General features: G+C 59.3%; 14 protein-coding genes. 9 read left to right on the forward strand and 5 right to left on the reverse strand.

Features of this window, described 5'->3' with window-relative positions:
* Window positions 1-12 precede the first annotated feature (12 nt).
* Together AC3WK5_RS10160 and AC3WK5_RS10165 are read left to right on the forward strand one after the other, a co-directional pair.
* Window positions 13-666 (forward strand): alginate O-acetyltransferase AlgF, encoded by a 654-nt coding sequence (locus AC3WK5_RS10160; RefSeq protein WP_103315726.1) that lies wholly within the window; start codon window positions 13-15, stop codon window positions 664-666.
* A 309-nt stretch (window positions 667-975) separates the two neighbouring features.
* On the forward strand, window positions 976-2,427 hold the full coding sequence (locus AC3WK5_RS10165) for a mannose-1-phosphate guanylyltransferase/mannose-6-phosphate isomerase (RefSeq protein ID WP_054593914.1): 1,452 nt from the start codon (window positions 976-978) through the stop codon (window positions 2,425-2,427).
* 95 nt (window positions 2,428-2,522) lie between these two features.
* On the opposite strand, the gene AC3WK5_RS10170 is transcribed toward AC3WK5_RS10165, so the two are convergent.
* On the reverse strand, window positions 2,523-5,006 hold the full coding sequence (locus AC3WK5_RS10170; protein ID WP_103315800.1) for an RHS repeat-associated core domain-containing protein: 2,484 nt from the start codon (window positions 5,004-5,006) through the stop codon (window positions 2,523-2,525).
* A gap of 189 nt (window positions 5,007-5,195) precedes the next feature.
* Here AC3WK5_RS10170 and AC3WK5_RS10175 point away from each other — a divergent pair, with 189 nt between their 5' ends.
* The 6 genes from AC3WK5_RS10175 to AC3WK5_RS10200 all read left to right on the forward strand — a co-directional run bounded on the left by AC3WK5_RS10175 (window position 5,196) and on the right by AC3WK5_RS10200 (window position 9,736).
* Complete coding sequence (locus tag AC3WK5_RS10175) at window positions 5,196-5,660, forward strand: multidrug transporter (RefSeq protein WP_103315727.1); 465 nt, start codon at window positions 5,196-5,198, stop codon at window positions 5,658-5,660.
* 39 nt (window positions 5,661-5,699) lie between these two features.
* Window positions 5,700-6,524 (forward strand): SDR family oxidoreductase, encoded by an 825-nt coding sequence (locus AC3WK5_RS10180; RefSeq protein ID WP_103315728.1) that lies wholly within the window; start codon window positions 5,700-5,702, stop codon window positions 6,522-6,524.
* A gap of 89 nt (window positions 6,525-6,613) precedes the next feature.
* Entirely contained in the window at window positions 6,614-7,969 is a 1,356-nt protein-coding gene (locus AC3WK5_RS10185; protein ID WP_103315729.1) for an AAA family ATPase, read from the forward strand.
* Window positions 7,962-8,591 (forward strand): retron system putative HNH endonuclease, encoded by a 630-nt coding sequence (locus AC3WK5_RS10190; protein WP_103315730.1) that lies wholly within the window; start codon window positions 7,962-7,964, stop codon window positions 8,589-8,591. Before AC3WK5_RS10185 ends, AC3WK5_RS10190 begins: the two co-directional genes overlap by 8 nt.
* Before the next feature lie 33 nt (window positions 8,592-8,624).
* On the forward strand, window positions 8,625-9,023 hold the full coding sequence (locus AC3WK5_RS10195) for a DUF4440 domain-containing protein (protein WP_103315731.1): 399 nt from the start codon (window positions 8,625-8,627) through the stop codon (window positions 9,021-9,023).
* Between the two features lie 338 nt (window positions 9,024-9,361).
* Window positions 9,362-9,736 (forward strand): DUF6124 family protein, encoded by a 375-nt coding sequence (locus AC3WK5_RS10200; RefSeq protein WP_103315732.1) that lies wholly within the window; start codon window positions 9,362-9,364, stop codon window positions 9,734-9,736.
* A gap of 155 nt (window positions 9,737-9,891) precedes the next feature.
* On the opposite strand, the gene AC3WK5_RS10205 is transcribed toward AC3WK5_RS10200, so the two are convergent.
* From AC3WK5_RS10205 to AC3WK5_RS10220, 4 genes are read right to left on the reverse strand one after another with little or no spacing between them, the layout of a single operon-like run.
* Complete coding sequence (locus AC3WK5_RS10205) at window positions 9,892-10,755, reverse strand: efflux RND transporter periplasmic adaptor subunit (RefSeq protein WP_103315733.1); 864 nt, start codon at window positions 10,753-10,755, stop codon at window positions 9,892-9,894.
* Between the two features lie 10 nt (window positions 10,756-10,765).
* Window positions 10,766-10,966, reverse strand: a complete 201-nt coding sequence (locus tag AC3WK5_RS10210) for a DUF1656 domain-containing protein (protein WP_103315734.1) — start codon at window positions 10,964-10,966, stop codon at window positions 10,766-10,768.
* The gene (locus AC3WK5_RS10215; protein ID WP_103315735.1) at window positions 10,956-13,142 is read right to left on the reverse strand and encodes an FUSC family protein; all 2,187 of its coding nucleotides are present in this window, start codon (window positions 13,140-13,142) and stop codon (window positions 10,956-10,958) included. The genes AC3WK5_RS10210 and AC3WK5_RS10215 overlap by 11 nt, the downstream gene beginning before the upstream one ends.
* Window positions 13,143-13,152: 10 nt before the next feature.
* Window positions 13,153-14,664, reverse strand: coding sequence for an efflux transporter outer membrane subunit (locus AC3WK5_RS10220; RefSeq protein WP_103315736.1), 1,512 nt, complete (start codon window positions 14,662-14,664; stop codon window positions 13,153-13,155).
* 188 nt (window positions 14,665-14,852) lie between these two features.
* Here AC3WK5_RS10220 and AC3WK5_RS10225 point away from each other — a divergent pair, with 188 nt between their 5' ends.
* Window positions 14,853-15,821, forward strand: coding sequence for a LysR family transcriptional regulator (locus tag AC3WK5_RS10225; protein WP_102668579.1), 969 nt, complete (start codon window positions 14,853-14,855; stop codon window positions 15,819-15,821).
* Window positions 15,822-16,123: the final 302 nt, after the last annotated feature.

A 16,123-nucleotide genomic window follows, 5' to 3' on the forward strand; every position in this document is an offset into this window, starting at 1 on the left:
GAGGTAACTCCTATGACTTTCACCAAAACTCCTCGTCGTCTCGCCAAGACCTTCGTCCTCGTAGCAGGTATGGGTCTGCTGTCCCAGGCCTTCGCTGGCGGCGACGCGGCGCTCTACGGCCCAGTCGCACCGAAAGGTTCGACCTTTGTGCGGATCTACAACGCCAGTAACGCCGAAGTCAGCGCCAGCGTCGGCAGCACCGCCATCAGCGATGTTGCGCCACTGGGCAGCAGTGACTTCAGCTTCATGCCCGGTGGCGACTACAGCGCCAAGGTCGGCAATCAGAGCCTGCCCCTGAGACTCGCCGCCGACCACTATTACACCCTGGTCAACAACGCCAGCGGCCAGCCGCAACTGATCGAAGAACCACCGTTCAAGAACAAGCAGAAATCCCTGGTCCGCGTGCAGAACCTCAGTGACAAGGCACTGACCCTCAAGACCGCCGACGGCAAGACCGAAGTGGTCCAGGCCGTCGCGGCCAAGAGCCGTGGCGAGCGTGAAATCAACCCGGTGAAAGTCAGCCTGGCGCTGTTCGAAGGCGACAAGAAAGTCAGCGACGTGAAGCCGGTCGCCCTGGAACGCGGTGAAGCGGCAGTGCTCTACGTCACTGGCAACAGCAGCAGCCTGTCGCCGGTCTGGGTAAAACGCCCGGTCTCGACGCGTTAATGAATTTGCCCGGAATGCCTGCCGATCATCCTAGGTATCGAGTCAAGTGAAGTACTTGTGGCGAGCGGGCTTGCCCGCGCTGGAGCGCCCAGCGGTCCCAAATCTGGCGATCGCGGTGTGCCAGATCGAACGCGCGCAGCGGTTTTACGACTGCTATGCAGCCGAGCGCGGGCAAGCCCGCTCGCCACAGTCTTTGGACCGACCGGCATTGTGGTCACCCCAAAAAGGTGACCGACACGAAATAAGAACAAGAGTGAAACGACAAAACCTCGTCGCTCTAACCCATTACGATTTTTAAGGAGTAACACCATGATTCCAGTGATCTTGTCAGGTGGTAGCGGCTCACGTCTTTGGCCGCTTTCGCGCAAACAGTTCCCCAAGCAATTTCTCGCCCTGACGGGGGAACAAACGCTGTTCCAGCAAACCCTCGAACGCCTGGTGTTCGAAGGCATGGACAGCCCCATCGTGGTCTGCAACAAGGACCACCGCTTCATCGTCAACGAGCAGTTGAGCAACCGTAAACTGGAAGCCCAGCGCATCCTCATGGAACCCTTCGGCCGTAACACCGCACCTGCGGTGGCCATGACCGCGATGATGCTGGTCAATGAAGGTCGTGACGAACTGATGCTGGTGTTGCCGGCCGACCACGTACTGGAAGACCAGAAAGCCCTGCAACGCGCCCTGGCCCTGGCGACTGTAGCCGCCGAGCGCGGTGAAATGGTGCTGTTCGGCGTACCGGCAACCAAACCGGAAACCGGTTACGGCTATATCAAGTCCGCCAACGATGCGTTGCTGCCTGAAGGCGTCAGCCGGGTCTCGCACTTCGTCGAAAAACCCGACGTGAAACGCGCCACCGAGTTCGTCGAAGCCGGCGGTTATTTCTGGAACAGCGGCATGTTCCTGTTCCGCGCCAGCCGCTTCCTCGAAGAGCTGAAAAAACACGACCCGGACATCTACGACACCTGCCTGCTGACCCTGGAACGTAGCGAACAGGACGCCGACACCATCACTTTCGACGAAGCCACCTTCGCCTGCTGCCCGGACAACTCCATCGACTACGCGGTGATGGAAAAAACCCGACGCGCCTGTGTGGTGCCGTTGTCGGCTGGCTGGAGCGATGTCGGTTGCTGGTCGTCGCTGTGGGACGTGCATGAAAAAGACGCCAACGGCAACGTCACCAAAGGCGACGTGGTGATCCAGGACAGCCGCAACTGCATGATCCACGGCAACGGCAAACTGGTGTCGGTGATTGGCCTTGAGAACATCGTGGTGGTCGAAACCAAGGACGCCATGATGATCGCCCACAAGGACAAGGTCCAAGGCGTCAAGCAGATGGTCAACACCCTCAACGAACAGGGTCGCAGCGAAACCCAGAACCACTGCGAGGTCTACCGTCCGTGGGGTTCCTACGATTCGGTGGACATGGGCGGGCGTTTCCAGGTCAAGCACATCTCGGTCAAGCCGGGCGCCTGCCTGTCATTGCAGATGCACCACCACCGCGCCGAACACTGGATCGTGGTCAGCGGCACCGCCGAAGTGACCTGCGACGAAAACGTGTTCCTGCTCTGTGAAAACCAGTCGACCTACATCCCGATCGCCTCGGTCCATCGCCTGCGCAACCCGGGCAAGATCCCGCTGGAAATCATCGAAGTGCAATCGGGCAGCTATCTGGGCGAAGACGATATCGAGCGCTTTGAAGATATCTACGGTCGCTCTACCCCGATTGAACGTGGCGTGTCGGTGAAAACCATCGCCCAGTGATTGATCGGTAAAACAAGTAGCCTCCGTCCAGCCGACTGCGCGCCCTATCCGCAGTGGGTTGGGTGGGGGCTTTTTACTGGGAGCTTCAAATCCCCCTAGGCTGGCATGGCGCGCCCAACGGAACTGGATCTGCTCCGTTTGCGTACGGCTACTTGAGGTTCTTCGGCCTTAACCATCACAGGTACGGATTCAGCAGCAGGCGAGTTGAACTCGGCAGCCAGTAAACGAAGTGCCAGAGAACTGGGCAAGCTCGCCGGCAATGCGGCGGTATCGGACAATGGAACCTCGGAAGCTGCTAAAAAGCTCGCTGTCGGTCGATCAACTGTAAATGCCGTCCGCCCTCCTGCAGAGAGGCCCTCGACTGTCAGGGCTTTAATATTGCTTTGTTGCCTGGAGTTCATTTGCGCTTGAGCATCAGACACCTCCAACAACTTCCCCGCCATTTCCATAGTACTCCCGATAGCACCGACCAACGGGTGCCTGGAATACGAAACGTACTTGCCGGTAACCTGAATGACGTTGGCCACTGTATCCCTTCGCTCAGCAAGCACTTGCGGGAGTGCCACAGGAAATTCCGCGCCGCGTGTATTCGCAGGGGCAAAGCGACCACCGTCCTCGGTTTGTTGATTCGGCGTGGGTACCCGACCATCTGCATCACGATAGAACAGCGGATTGTTGCGCATGGCCCGGTATCGATTCGGGCCGTCGATGGCGCCCCCGGGGTCAGGGTTGATCCACCGCTGGAGCCACGCGGCGTAATACCTTAATCCGTAATAGTGGAGTCCAGTCGCATCTCGCTCCTTGCCCGCATAGCGAAGGGTTTTATGACGGTCTATGCCCTCGCTCCAGGCGGTCTCGCCATACGAATAAAAGACCTCCTGGCTGATCACGCTGCCGTCGCCAGCGAGCTCAATGGTGCACGAACCCTGATGGTCGGCAAGGCTGTAGCGGTATTGAACGTTGGCAATGCCTCGCGGCGCTGCTGACGGCCAATGCAATACCCGCACGCTAATGAGCCCGGCCTGGAGGGTAATCACATCCAGCACTTCTCCAGTGCCCGAGTCGATACGTAACTCCAGCCCCAATAGATAACGCACCTCGTAAACAACGGTGCGGGCATTGGTTTGCAGTGAGCGAACCTTGCGAACACGCTGCCTGTCTCCGTCGTAGCCATAGACCATGTAATCGTTCTGTTCGACATCACGCTCCACGGGCGACACGGACAGCAACTGATTACGCCGATCCCACGTCATGACGCCAGCGGGACTCAACTCCAGCAAGTTACCGTTGGCATCAAAAGCGGCTGCGATTTGTTCCTGCGTGGGTGGCTGGCCGTCCGGGCGAAAAGGCAGACAGCGGTTGCTGTATAGCGCGGCGGTCATTTCCAGCCCTAGGCTTCGAGCACCGACATGAGTGCGTTTGAGCAGGTTGCCGCCAGCGTCGTGTCTGTAACGCTGCTGGTAATTGCATGTGGCTGCTGGATCGTTCAACGCCGGTACTTGTGGCCCTTTGTTAAGGGTATTCGCCTCCCAGCCGAATGCCTCAATCAATTGGTATAGGCTGTCATAGCGATACCTCCGGACGGGATCGATGCGCTGATTGGCAAAGTAACGTACGGGCATTGCCGCATCGGTAATGCTCAACACATTGCCCATTCGGTCATAGTCATGGATCAGCCATTGCAACACCTTGCCGTTGCGATCCTTGCGCTCCATCAGCCAACCGTCTTCGGGTCGGTACTTTTGGGTCGTTACCACGCCATTACCGGCCACCTGTCGCTCGATTTTGCCCTCGGCGGTGTACTCGATCGCGCTGACAACGGTGTGCCAATCGCTTTCACCGTTCAGTTTCCAACGGCTTTCGCGCACGCGGCCGTCAAGGGTGTAACGGTGCTGCTGACGATTACCTTTGGCATCGCGCTGCTCGTGTAAATCGTCAAGGGGGTTGAAACGCCGCAGGGTTTCATAGGACTGCGACTCCAGCAGTGGCTCGCGGTCGTCGGGCAATAGCGGCCAGTCAGGTTGAACGGGATCAACGGTAAATCGTCGGGCCTGCCGGATGCAGTTGCCGCGAATGTCGAACTCAGTGGAGAGAAGCGTTCCCGCCGGGTCGTCGTGACGAATCAGCTGACCGCACTGATTGCGCTCGCGACTGGCGTCATCCGGTCCAGCGTATTCGAAGCATTCCACGAAAAGGTCTTGTTCAAGCACAGCCAACGGTCGCAACAGGCGATCGTATCGAGTCTCCTGTCGAGTGCAGCGACTGTCCCAGCTTCGCAACAGCTCATCGGCAAGCCCCAACAACTGCACGCGCATCCCGGCGTCGACACTGAGGGTTTTCAAAGCCTTGGTAGAAAGTGAGTAAACCGTTGTCTGATTGGCCGGAGTCTTGGGATCATCCTTTTGCAGGTCCCAGAGCCGCGGATCCCACTGTTCGATGGCACGTCCTGCCTTATCGAACACGCTACGACTAATTCGGGCTTGCGCCGCTACGCTTTCTTCAGCGCGATAGTAATCCACCGTGCGCACAGACAAGCCCCGCGGATCACTGACCATGAGTCGGGGTGTCTTGAAATGCATGCCGCTGGTCCAAGCCTGCACAACGCAACCTCCTTCTTGTTTGTCTGCAAGATGTAGCTCACTCCAGACAACAACGGCTACTGTCAGAAATTACAGTGCCGACCAACGGCATCCAATGCATTGCGCCGATGTCCAGAAGTGCAGGCCTTCGGTAGGATGATAACCATGCACCCTGGGAGGGTTTGAAGCATGTTCATCGGCGTCCTGCTGGTCATCACCTGGTTGATCCTGTTGCTACGCTACCCGGCCAAGGCCTTGCCGGTGTCTCTGGCGGCGGCCATCGGGCTGGGGTTGGTCGCAACCTGGGTCATGTGGCTGGACAACCGCGAGATCAAGCAACTCGCGCGGCTGGAGTTGCGCATCACCTACGCACCGGAACACTGCCCGGCGGATCGTCCGCTGGAACTGAAGCTGAACAACGGCAACGACGTGCCGCTGACCGAGTTGCGCTGGCGGGTCGCCGCCTACGCGCCGGGCGATACGGTCAATCTGGCGGACAATCAATACGCCGCGCCGCGCTACCGTGGCCCCGGCGAATTACAGGCCGGCGCCACCTGGGAAGACTGCTTGCCGATGCCGCCGCTGCGTCCGGGCTATCGCCCGCAAACCCTGGAGTTTCGCGCCGAGCATTTGCAAGGTAGTTTCTCTGACTGATCCTTTTCTCCACCCTTCTCCTTGCACAAGGACCGCGCCATGCCCGTCGCATTAATCACCGGTTGTTCCAGCGGCATTGGCCGCGCCCTGGCTGACGCCTTCAAAAACGCCGGGTTCGAGGTCTTGGCCACCGCGCGCAAGGCTGAAGATGTAGCGATACTCGCCGCAGCCGGGTTCACCGCCGTGCAACTGGACGTCAACGACGGGCCGGCGCTTGAGCAATTGAGTGAGCGGATCAACCAGCAACACGGCGGCCTTGACGTTCTGATCAACAACGCCGGTTACGGCGCCATGGGGCCACTGCTCGACGGCGGTGTCGCGGCGATGCAACGGCAGTTCGAAACCAATGTGTTTGCCGTGGTCGGTGTCACCCGCGCGCTGTTTCCCGTGCTGCGTCGCGCCAAGGGATTAGTGGTGAATATCGGCAGCGTCTCCGGCGTTTTGGTCACACCATTCGCCGGTGCCTATTGCGCCTCGAAAGCCGCGGTGCATGCCTTGAGCGACGCACTGCGCATGGAACTGGCGCCCTTCGGCATCCGGGTGATGGAAGTCCAGCCCGGCGCCATCGCCTCCAGTTTCGCGAAGAACGCAGGCGTTGAAGCCGAACTGTTGATCAGCGAACAATCGCCCTGGTGGCCGCTGCGCGAGGGTATTCGTGCTCGGGCCAAGGCCTCTCAGAACAACCCGACCCCGGCGAGCAAATTTGCCGACGATCTGCTCAAAGCCGTACAGCTACCAAAACCACCGCGCTTGCTGCGTCTGGGCAATGGCAGCCGGGTGTTGCCGCTGCTGGCGGGGTTGCTGCCCAAAGGCTTGCTGGAAAGCGGGTTGATGAAGCGGTTCGGGTTGCGCGGGCAGTTGTAAGCAAATAAAGCCTGCACCTGATAAAACGCTGAGGGAGTGCCATAATCGCCGCCTTCGAATCAACCGACTGACCCCAAAAGGGTAACGTGATGGAAATCAAAAAAATCCGACTGAACAACGTCGGCCGTTTTACCGACCTGGAGGTCGCCTTTGCACCCACCGAAAAACACACCTCAAATGTGACGGTGTTTGTGGGTAATAACGGTGCCGGTAAAACCACCATTTTGAAGTCACTGGCAACGTCGCTCAGTTGGTTGGTGGCGAGGATCCGGACGGAGAATGGAAGTGGGAGTCCAATCACGGACGACTCTGTCAGCAATGATTCATTGGGAGCATCAATCCAGATTGAAGTTCATGACTCATCCCAACCGGCCAATCCGAACATAAACCAGTTCAGCTGGACACTTGCGAGATCCCGCAAAGGACGCAATTCGGGCTTGAGCAGTGAGTTAACAGGTGTCACTCAACTTGCAGGATTCTACAAGTACCATCTTTCCTTGGTGGACGATGAAGCCTCATTACCTCTCGTTGCCTACTACCCAGTGGAACGCTCAGTAGTAGAAATACCTCTGAGAGTAAAAGCCCGGCACGCATTTGGGCAGTTGGACGGATACGACAACTCATTGAATAGGGGGGTCGACTTCAGACGGTTTTTTGAATGGTTCCGCGAGCGAGAAGATAGCGAGAATGAATCTGGCTTCTCTACGGAGTCTCTCAACCGATTACGGAAAGAGTTCGGAGGCTCGAATAAAAAACTTCTGGAGAAGTTTGAGCAACTGCATGCTTCATCGCGTGACAGACAGCTGACGGCGGTGCGCTCTGCCATTTCTGCATTCATGCCTGGCTTCGATAATCTCAGGGTTCAGCGCAGGCCCCACTTGCACATGGCAATCGATAAAGCAGGAAAAACTCTCAACGTCGCACAACTGTCCCAGGGTGAAAAATCCATGATGGCGCTCGTTGGAGACATTGCCAGACGGTTAGCCCTAATGAATCCCTCACTGGACAACCCCTTGAAAGGTGACGGCGTTGTACTGATCGATGAAGTCGATCTTCACTTGCATCCCCAATGGCAGCGGCGCCTGACCCATCAGTTGACCGAAACCTTTCCCAACTGCCAGTTCATCCTCACCACCCATTCCCCATTGGTTATCAGCGATACCAAAGACATTCTGTGCTACGTCCTGGACGACGGGGAGCTGGAAGAGAAAAGCAGCTTGTACGGGCTGGACGCCAATCAGGTGCTTATCAACGTAATGAACACAGAAGTACGTAACAGTGAGGTTCAAGAACGCCTTGATCGGCTGCTCGACCTTTTGCAGGACAGTCAACTGAAAGCAGCAAAATTACTGTTTCAGGAGCTATCCAACGAACTGCCATCCGGGCATATCGAGCTAACCAAGGCGTCCTTGTTGATCCGCAAGTTGGAGTTGCGTGGTGCGTAAAATCCGAAAAGGCCAAGAGCCAGAATCATTGGGGCAATGGAAGCGAGTCAATCCTCAGCAACGCTACAATAACCTCCCCCCCACGGAGCGCCAATCGATTCGCGCTGCCTGCCTCGAAGAACAATATGGTTTGTGTGCCTATTGCTGTCATGGCATCACCGTCGACAGCGCTCACAATGAACATGTCGAAGCGCAAGACTCGGCCCCGAATCGAACGCTGGATTTTTCAAACATCGTTGCCAGTTGCAACCATTCAAAACAATGTGGCGACGCTCACAAGTCCCAGTTCTTGCCGCTGAGCGCTCTAATGGATGAATGCGAAACCGAGCTGAAGTTCTACCTCTCGGGCGCAGTGGAAGGGCTTACCGCTAGAGCGCAAAAAACTATCACCGTGCTCAATCTCGGTGATACGCGAACCAATAATCTTGCGCTGTTCAATGCTCGTAAAACGCTGATTGAGTCATTGCTTTTCACCCAAGGTATCGAACCCTCTGAACTCGGACTTGAAAGCGACGATGTACTGTCGCTCTTGCTTGACGAGCTGCAACAACCAGACGAAAACAATCGCCTTCAACCCTTTGCACCTGTGCTCGTCAACGTTCTTCGTCAAATTCAGCGCTGAGCATGTTGGTGACACCTTATTTGGAAGGAATCCATGACGGACTATCGCGAATACTTCAACGAAGTGACCCAGACCCTTGCCGACATCGAGCAATGGTTTTCCGGCAGCGCCGACAAAGGCCTACTGACGCAGTTGCTGGCACGTTTCTCGCCGCAGTTTTCGATGATCATGCCCGGCGGCAATATGCTGGATTATCCGGGTTTGAGCGAGCTGTTCGATAAACTCGGCGGCGCCCGCCCGGGCTTGAAAATCGGCCTGAGCGAATGGCGTGGGATTGACCAACACGCAAACGGCGCCACCGTCAGCTACCGCGAACTGCAATCCGATGCGAGCGGCGTGCTGAACGATCGGCGGGCGACGGCGGTGATTGAAAAGCTGCCATCAGGTGCGTTGCTGTGGCGGCATTTGCATGAGACGTATTGCCAGGATTGAACAATAAACAAGGGTGTTTATGTCGCGTAGCTTTTTGAAGGACAATGGCCTGCGCTTCTGAGGACGGTTCCGACACGTTTTGACGGTTGCGCCGGGCCATGAGGGACGGATAACCTTTTCGGGTCGCTGCCAATTCAGCGATCGGGTGTGGTAGCCCGGATTTCTCATAGACCCAGAACGCCTCAGGGCGTTTTTTTATGCTGGCTGCTTTATGGCGGCTGTGCATGGGAGGCTTCGGCCTGCCGGGTTCCTATGACCGGTCTACCACCCTGTGTACAGTCGCCTCCTTATCTGCGTGGTAGCTGATGTGGAGGGACTTCACCCATAGGAGCATCATCATGTTCAAAGCCACTCCCAATCCCCCTGATACCGACAGCACCTCCCCCTACGCCTCCCTCGATTCAAAAGAACTTCACGCCGCCGCGCACCGTGCGCTCGATCACTACCTGGTACTGCCCGAGACCAAGGCATTGTTAACTGATCGACGCCCCGGCTGCATTTTCGTCATAGCCCCCGACGTCGACAGCGAAACCCTGCTGGCCCACGCCTGCGAAACCCTCGCCTCGGTGAATGTCATGGCCAGCGATCTGGCGTTTGAACTCGAAGGCCCCAAACGCAATACCGCGCTGGCGATTCAGCAGATGATTTCACTGGCCGAGTTGGCCGTGAATCGGGCGCTGGATCACCTTGATCCACCGGATTCACCGCAGTAGCCAATCCGGCGTCAGTCATTGTGGCGAGGGGGCTTGCCCCCGTTGGGTCGCGAAGCGGCCCTAAAATCGATGATCGTATTGCGTCAGAGAGAACGCATCTGTCGGTTTTACGACTGCTTCGCAGCCGAACGGGGGCAAGCCCCCTCGCCACAGGGTTACTCCACGCTGTCCTGCTTCACCACCACCGTGCACGTAATCCCCGCCGCCAACAGCACCCCGTCCGGCACTTCATCAATGTGAATCCGCACCGGCACCCGTTGTGCCAAACGCACCCAGTTAAAGGTCGGATTTACGTCGGCGATCAGCTCGCGGCTTTCCGGGTTATCGCGGTCGTAGATGCCGCGCGAAATGCTTTCGACATGCCCCTTGAGCACCTCGCCGCTCATCAATTGCATGTCGGCCTGATCGCCGACCTTCACATGCGGCAGTTTGGTTTCTTCGAAGAAGCCGTAGACCCAGAACGAGTTCATATCGACCACGGCCATTTTCGCTTCGCCGATGCGCGCGTAGTCGCCGCGATGGACGTTGAGGTTGGTGACATAACCGTCCACCGCCGCCAGTACTTTGGTGCGCTTGAGGTTCAACTCTGCGGCCTCAAGCTGTGCCTGGGCCTGTTGGTAATCGGCCAGCGCCGAGTCGGCAATGTTGCTGGCGTCGTCGCGGTTTTCCTTGGAGATCACCAGGTTGTCGAGGTCGGCGCGGCGGTGCGCGTTGACCTTGCGCATCTCCCAGGTGGCTTTGCGCGAAGCGACCAGCGATTGCGCCTGTTTCACCGCGATCTGGTAGTGCTCGGGATCGATCTGCATCAGCAGGTCGCCCTTTTTTACCAACTGGTTGTCACGCACCGGCACGTCGATCACTTCGCCGGTGACGTCGGCGGCGACGTTGATGATGTCGGCGCGCACCCGGCCATCACGGGTCCACGGAGTGTCCATGTAATGCACCCAAAGGGTCCGGCCGATCCACAGCGCGAGGGCCAGTACCAACAAGGTCGCGAGCAGGCTGAAGAGTTTTTTCATCGAATCGGTCTCAAGAGTAAACAGTCAGCGCAAGAGCGCCGAACAAACAGGTGAAGAGGCTCAGGCGCAGCAGCGCCGGGTGCCAGAAGAAGCGGTACAGATCAAACCCGGACAAAAACCGGTCGAGTGCCCAGGCCACTGCCGCAGCGATGAAAAACATCAGGGTCATGGTCGGCATGTACACGCCGTGGAAGGCGATTTCACGAGGCATGGTCAGGTCCTTGCGGGGCAGCGAGCGCTGCCAGCGGTGATTGCGGGTCGAGCAACGAAGTGCGGATGAAATGCAGGTAGCTCTTCACCCGGCGCAAGGCCGAGGTGTCGAAGTGCGGGGCGAAGGGTTCGTCGGTGGCCTGGACGCGGCTGATGGCGTGGTCGACCGCCACCAGGCTGCGCTCCAGATTGCTTTGGCTCGGTTGCAGAAATAGCCGCACCAGCGAGCGGCCCATGACCCGGATCGCCTGGCGCCACGGTTGGGTTTCGGCATACGCCGGGTGCACCGGCAAGATCGCCTGTTCCTTGCGCAACTCGATGATCGCGTGGCCGACTTCCAGCACCACGAACATCCAGCGCAGCAGATCGCGCTGCACCTTAGGCTGTCCGGTGGCCAGGCCATAAGCCTGGTGCACCAGATCGCGGGTGCTGCTTTCAAAACCCGATGCCAACCCCTTGAGCTTGCCGCTGATAGCGAACACCACTTGCCCGCGCAAGTCCTGCTCCAGTCGCCGCCACAACCAGCGACTATTGGGCGGCAGGATGATCGCCCCGGCCGCCGCGCACACCAGCATGCCCATGATCATCGCGATGTAGTCGTTGATGAAGGTGTAGGGGTTGTAGACCGTCAGGTTGTCCGGCACTGAACCGGTGCTGAAAAAGATCAGCAATCCCAGACCGACACCGGCGTACTGCGGCCGTGAGGTGAGGAACGAGCCGAGCACGATCACCGGCGCCAGCATCACGCACAACAGTGGGAAACCGTCGATCCACGGGAAGATGAAAAACATCTCGACGAAGCCGATCAGCGCCCCGAGCAACGTCCCGCAGGCCATCTGGAACGCCATGCGCTTGGGGTTTGGCGTGGCCGCCGAGAGACCGACCGTGGCAGCAGCAATCAAGGTCATGGTCGCGCCGCTCGGCCACGCGGTGGCGACCCAGTAACTGCCCAGCACAATCAGAATGAACGACGCCCGAATGCCTGCCGCGGTCGACGCCAGCCAGTTGGTTTTCGGGGTGTAGGGCTCATCCCATTGCTCGCGTTCGTGGCGGTGCTCGGCCAGCGAGGCGTGGGTCTGTGCATAACTGTGCACTTCGTCGACGAAGCGGTAGAGCAACTCGTAGGCGGTGTGGAAATCCAGTTGCTCGGCGTCGCTCGGTTCGCTCTGCTGAAAGCTCGCCCGCAAGCTGCGCACCCGCGCCGGCAGCCCTTCTTTATAGGCGGCCAATTGCGCTGCCAGACGCGCTGCGTCGGCATGCGTCAGCGCACGACCCGAGAAGCCATCGAGCACTTCGGCGAGGTCCTGCAACCCGGGTTTGATCGCCGCCACTACCTGTTCGGTGCCGCTGCTGCGCAAGCGTTCGAGCAATTGGTGCAAGGCGTTGAACCGGGTGGTGATGCCCATGAACTCGCTGTTCAAGCGACTGAGCCGACCATTGCGCCGACGCATGTGCGGGTCTTCGAACACGGTGACGCTGCGCAAGCCTTCCAGGCCCACGGCTTCGGCGATAAAGCGCACGTTGCCGGCTTCGAACGCCTCGCGTTGGCTGCGCCCGCGCAAGCCATCGGTGACGAACAGCGCAAACACTCCGAAGCGCTGATACAAAGCGTTGCGCATCGCCGCGCTGGCGGTTTGCGGGAGAATCGCGGCGCTGACCAGGGTCGAGCAGAGAATCCCCAGGGAGATTTCCAGCACCCGCCAGACTGCCGCCATGAACGCGCCGTCCGGGTGCGCCAGCGCCGGCAAGCCGACCATCGCCGCCGTATAACCGGCGAGCACAAACCCGTAGGCGCGGAAGTTGCGATAACGCGCGGCACCGGCCGTGCAGATGCCGACCCAGATCGCCAGCGAACCGAGGAACAGTTCGGTGTTCTGGGCGAACAAGGCAATCAGCGCAACCATCACCGCCGAGCCAGCCAGCGTACCGAGGAAGCGATAGAAGCTCTTGGCGAACACCTGACCGCTCTGCGGCTGCATGACGATGAACACGGTGATCATCGCCGTACGCGGTTGCGGCAGTTCCAGGCGCATGGCCAGCCAGAGGGTCAGGAACGCGGCGGTCAGCACCTTGAGGATGTAGACCCAGGTCACGCCGTCACTGCGTGCCCAGTCGAAAAAACCCCGGCGCCATTCAAGGGAATACAGCCAGCGCAGCGGTGCAGGCAAGGGAGTCATGGTGTCCTGTTCAGTGGTCGAGGGCAGAGAGAATGGCTGGGGTTTTCGGCGCCTGGACTTTGCCGTCGGGCGGCACGTCGTTACCGGCGCCGAGCCCGCCACCAAGGGCAGTGACCAGTTCGGCATGGGCGCTCAAACGCGCGGCCTGAACCTGTTGTTGCACTTGCTGCTGCTTGAACAGCAGGCTTTGGGCATTCAGCACGTTGAGGTAATCAGTGAGCCCGCGCTGATAGGCGATCATCGCGATGTCGTAGGTTTTCTGCGCCGCCGCCACCGACTCCTCGGCGAACGCTTGCTGCTTGTCCATGGACTCGCGGCGGATCAACTGATCGGAGATGCTTTTGAGCGCATCGACCAGGGTCTGGTTGTACTTGGCCACGGCGATGTCATAGCCGGCCGAGGCTTCGCCCAACTCCGAGCGCAAGCGCCCACCGTCAAAGATCGGCAGGGAGATCGCCGGCCCGACGTTGTAGTTGAGCTTCTTGCCGGTCAGGAACTCCAGCGCCCCGCCACCGGTGGCCATGTAACCAAGGCTGCCGACCAGATCGACGTTGGGGTAGAAGCCAGCGTGCGCCACCTCGATTCCGCGCGCCTGGGCCGCGACTTGCCAGCGACTGGCGACCACGTCCGGGCGTTGGCCGAGCAATTGCGCGGGCAATGCCGAAGGCAGTTTCAGTGCGGTGCCAAGGGACAGCGTCGGACGCTGCAACTGTGCGCCCTCCCCTGGTCCTTTGCCTGCCAATGCTGCAAGTTGATTGCGACTCAGGGCGATTTCTTCGTCCAGTGCATCCAGTTGTCGATGGGTTTCCGGCAACGGGGTTTGTGCCTGGCTGACTTCGAAATGGGTGCCGATGCCGCCATCCAGGCGCTTTTGTGCAAGGTCGAGAATCTGCTGTTGCTGCTTGAGGGTCGCGACCACGATGTCCCGCTGCGCGTAATGCAGCGACAGCTGGATGTAGGCGCGGACCACGTTGTTCTGCAATTCGAGCTGAGCCATGCGCGCTTCGGCGGCGCTCATGTGGGCCATGTCGACGGCGCGTTCGGTGGCATTGCTTTCGCGGCCCCAAAGGTCGAGGGCGTAGCTAAAGCCGAGGGCGGCGTTGTTGTCCCAAGTGGTGGTGTTGGCCAGTTCGCCCGGACCGTAAAACTGATCGGTGGGCCAGTTATGGCGCTTGAGGGTGGATTGGCCATTGACCTGCAACGACTCGGCCGATTCGGCAACACCGGCCATGGACTTGGCCTGACGCACACGGGCAGCGGCCATGGCCATGCTCGGGCTGCCTTGCACGGCGAGATCGATCCAGTGATTGAGTTGCGGGTCGCCATAGGCCTGCCACCACTGCGCGGTAGGCCAGTGAGCGTCCTTGGCGGCGCTTTGGATTGCCTCGTCGGTGGCCAATGTGTTGGCATCGAATGCCTTGCCCTGTGGGGCAATACCTCCGGTTCCGATGCAGCCGCTGATTGCTAACGATAAAGCCCAAACACTGAGAGTCTTCAGCTCTCTGCTGATGCGACGCGGCACTGCTGCAAATTCCTGAGGTGGGGAGGACGTCCCGTAAGAGATGGGCGCAATTCTAGGGGTGGGCTTGAGCAGCGATAAGCCGGGAATCCTGTGAATCTTTGTTACCGTTCACGAGATAATCCCTTGGTCGGGGTCACAGCATTCCGTAACTTCGTGTCACAATTTGTCATCGCACCCGAGAGCACCCCATGGACACTTTGCAAAACATGCGCGCCTTCAGCTGTGTCGCCGAAGCCGGCAGCTTCACTGCCGCTGCCGTGCAGCTCGATACCACGACAGCCAACGTCTCGCGCGCGGTCTCCAACCTGGAAGCCCACCTGCAAACCCGGTTGCTCAACCGCACCACCCGCCGCATCGCCCTGACCGAGGCCGGTAAACGTTATTTGCTGCGCTGCGGGCAGATCCTCGCCTATGTCGAGGAAGCCGAAGCCGAGGCCAGCGACGCCCATGCGCGCCCGGCCGGGCAGCTCAAGGTGCACACCATGACCGGGATCGGTCAGCACTTCGTGATCGATGCAATCGCCCGCTATCGCAAGTCCCACCCGGACGTGACCTTCGACCTGACCATGGCCAACCGCGTACCGGATTTGCTGGACGAGGGCTACGACGTATCGATCGTGCTGGCCAGCGAACTGCCTGACTCGGGTTTCGTTTCGCAACGGCTGGGCATCACCTACAGCATCGTTTGCGCATCACCCGCTTATGTAAAAGCCAACGGCTGCGCGCAGAAGCCCAGCGACCTGCTGAACCACGCTTGCCTGCGCCTGGTCAGCCCGGTGATTCCGCTGGAGAAATGGCTGTTCGACGGCCCGGAAGGCCAGGAAATGGTCACCATCAACAGCTCACCGTTTCTGGTGAACTCCGCCGACGCGATGAAAACCGCGATCATCAGTGGCATGGGCGTCGGTGTGTTGCCGGTCTATGCCGCCATCGAAGGCCTGCGCAACGGTAGCCTGGTGCGGGTCATGCCCAACTACCGCTCGCAAGAGCTGAACCTGTACGCCATCTACCCGTCGCGCCAGTACCTGGATGCGAAGATCAAGACCTGGGTCGAGTACCTGCGCGGCTCGCTGCCGGAGATCCTCGCGGCGCATCAGGCGGAATTGGCGGCGTATGAGTTGAGCGGGAGTCTGGGCGGGGCTCGGGTGGCCAATTGATCCTAAGGATTGAAGCGATCCAGTGTGGCGAGGGAGCTTGCTCCCGCTCGAGTGCGCAGCGCTCGCAATCGTGTCAATGAGCTAATTCAGGTAAGTCGAGATTGGAAGGCTGACGACTGCTGCGCAGCCGAGCGGGAGCAAGCTCCCTCGCCACAGGGTTTGTGTTCGCCCACAGCCTGTGGCTCTCGCATGGCGGCGTATGAGTTGAGCGGGAGTCTGGGTGGAGCTCGGGTGGCCAATTGATCCTAAGGATTGAAGCGATCCAGTGTGGCGAGGGAGCTTGCTCCCGCTCGAGTGCGCAG

It is taken from the genome of Pseudomonas sp. FW306-02-D09B (assembly GCF_058782685.1).

Excerpts from the sequence above, each read along its gene's own strand:
- AC3WK5_RS10160 (WP_103315726.1), top strand. The coding sequence starts at position 13 with ATGACTTTCACCAAAACTCCTCGTCGTCTCGCCAAGACCTTCGTCCTC.
- AC3WK5_RS10165 (WP_054593914.1), top strand. The coding sequence starts at position 976 with ATGATTCCAGTGATCTTGTCAGGTGGTAGCGGCTCACGTCTTTGGCCG.
- AC3WK5_RS10170 (WP_103315800.1), bottom strand. The coding sequence starts at position 5,006 with ATGCATTTCAAGACACCCCGACTCATGGTCAGTGATCCGCGGGGCTTG.
- AC3WK5_RS10175 (WP_103315727.1), top strand. The coding sequence starts at position 5,196 with ATGTTCATCGGCGTCCTGCTGGTCATCACCTGGTTGATCCTGTTGCTA.
- AC3WK5_RS10180 (WP_103315728.1), top strand. The coding sequence starts at position 5,700 with ATGCCCGTCGCATTAATCACCGGTTGTTCCAGCGGCATTGGCCGCGCC.
- AC3WK5_RS10185 (WP_103315729.1), top strand. The coding sequence starts at position 6,614 with ATGGAAATCAAAAAAATCCGACTGAACAACGTCGGCCGTTTTACCGAC.
- AC3WK5_RS10195 (WP_103315731.1), top strand. The coding sequence starts at position 8,625 with ATGACGGACTATCGCGAATACTTCAACGAAGTGACCCAGACCCTTGCC.
- AC3WK5_RS10200 (WP_103315732.1), top strand. The coding sequence starts at position 9,362 with ATGTTCAAAGCCACTCCCAATCCCCCTGATACCGACAGCACCTCCCCC.
- AC3WK5_RS10205 (WP_103315733.1), bottom strand. The coding sequence starts at position 10,755 with ATGAAAAAACTCTTCAGCCTGCTCGCGACCTTGTTGGTACTGGCCCTC.
- AC3WK5_RS10210 (WP_103315734.1), bottom strand. The coding sequence starts at position 10,966 with ATGCCTCGTGAAATCGCCTTCCACGGCGTGTACATGCCGACCATGACC.
- AC3WK5_RS10215 (WP_103315735.1), bottom strand. The coding sequence starts at position 13,142 with ATGACTCCCTTGCCTGCACCGCTGCGCTGGCTGTATTCCCTTGAATGG.
- AC3WK5_RS10225 (WP_102668579.1), top strand. The coding sequence starts at position 14,853 with ATGGACACTTTGCAAAACATGCGCGCCTTCAGCTGTGTCGCCGAAGCC.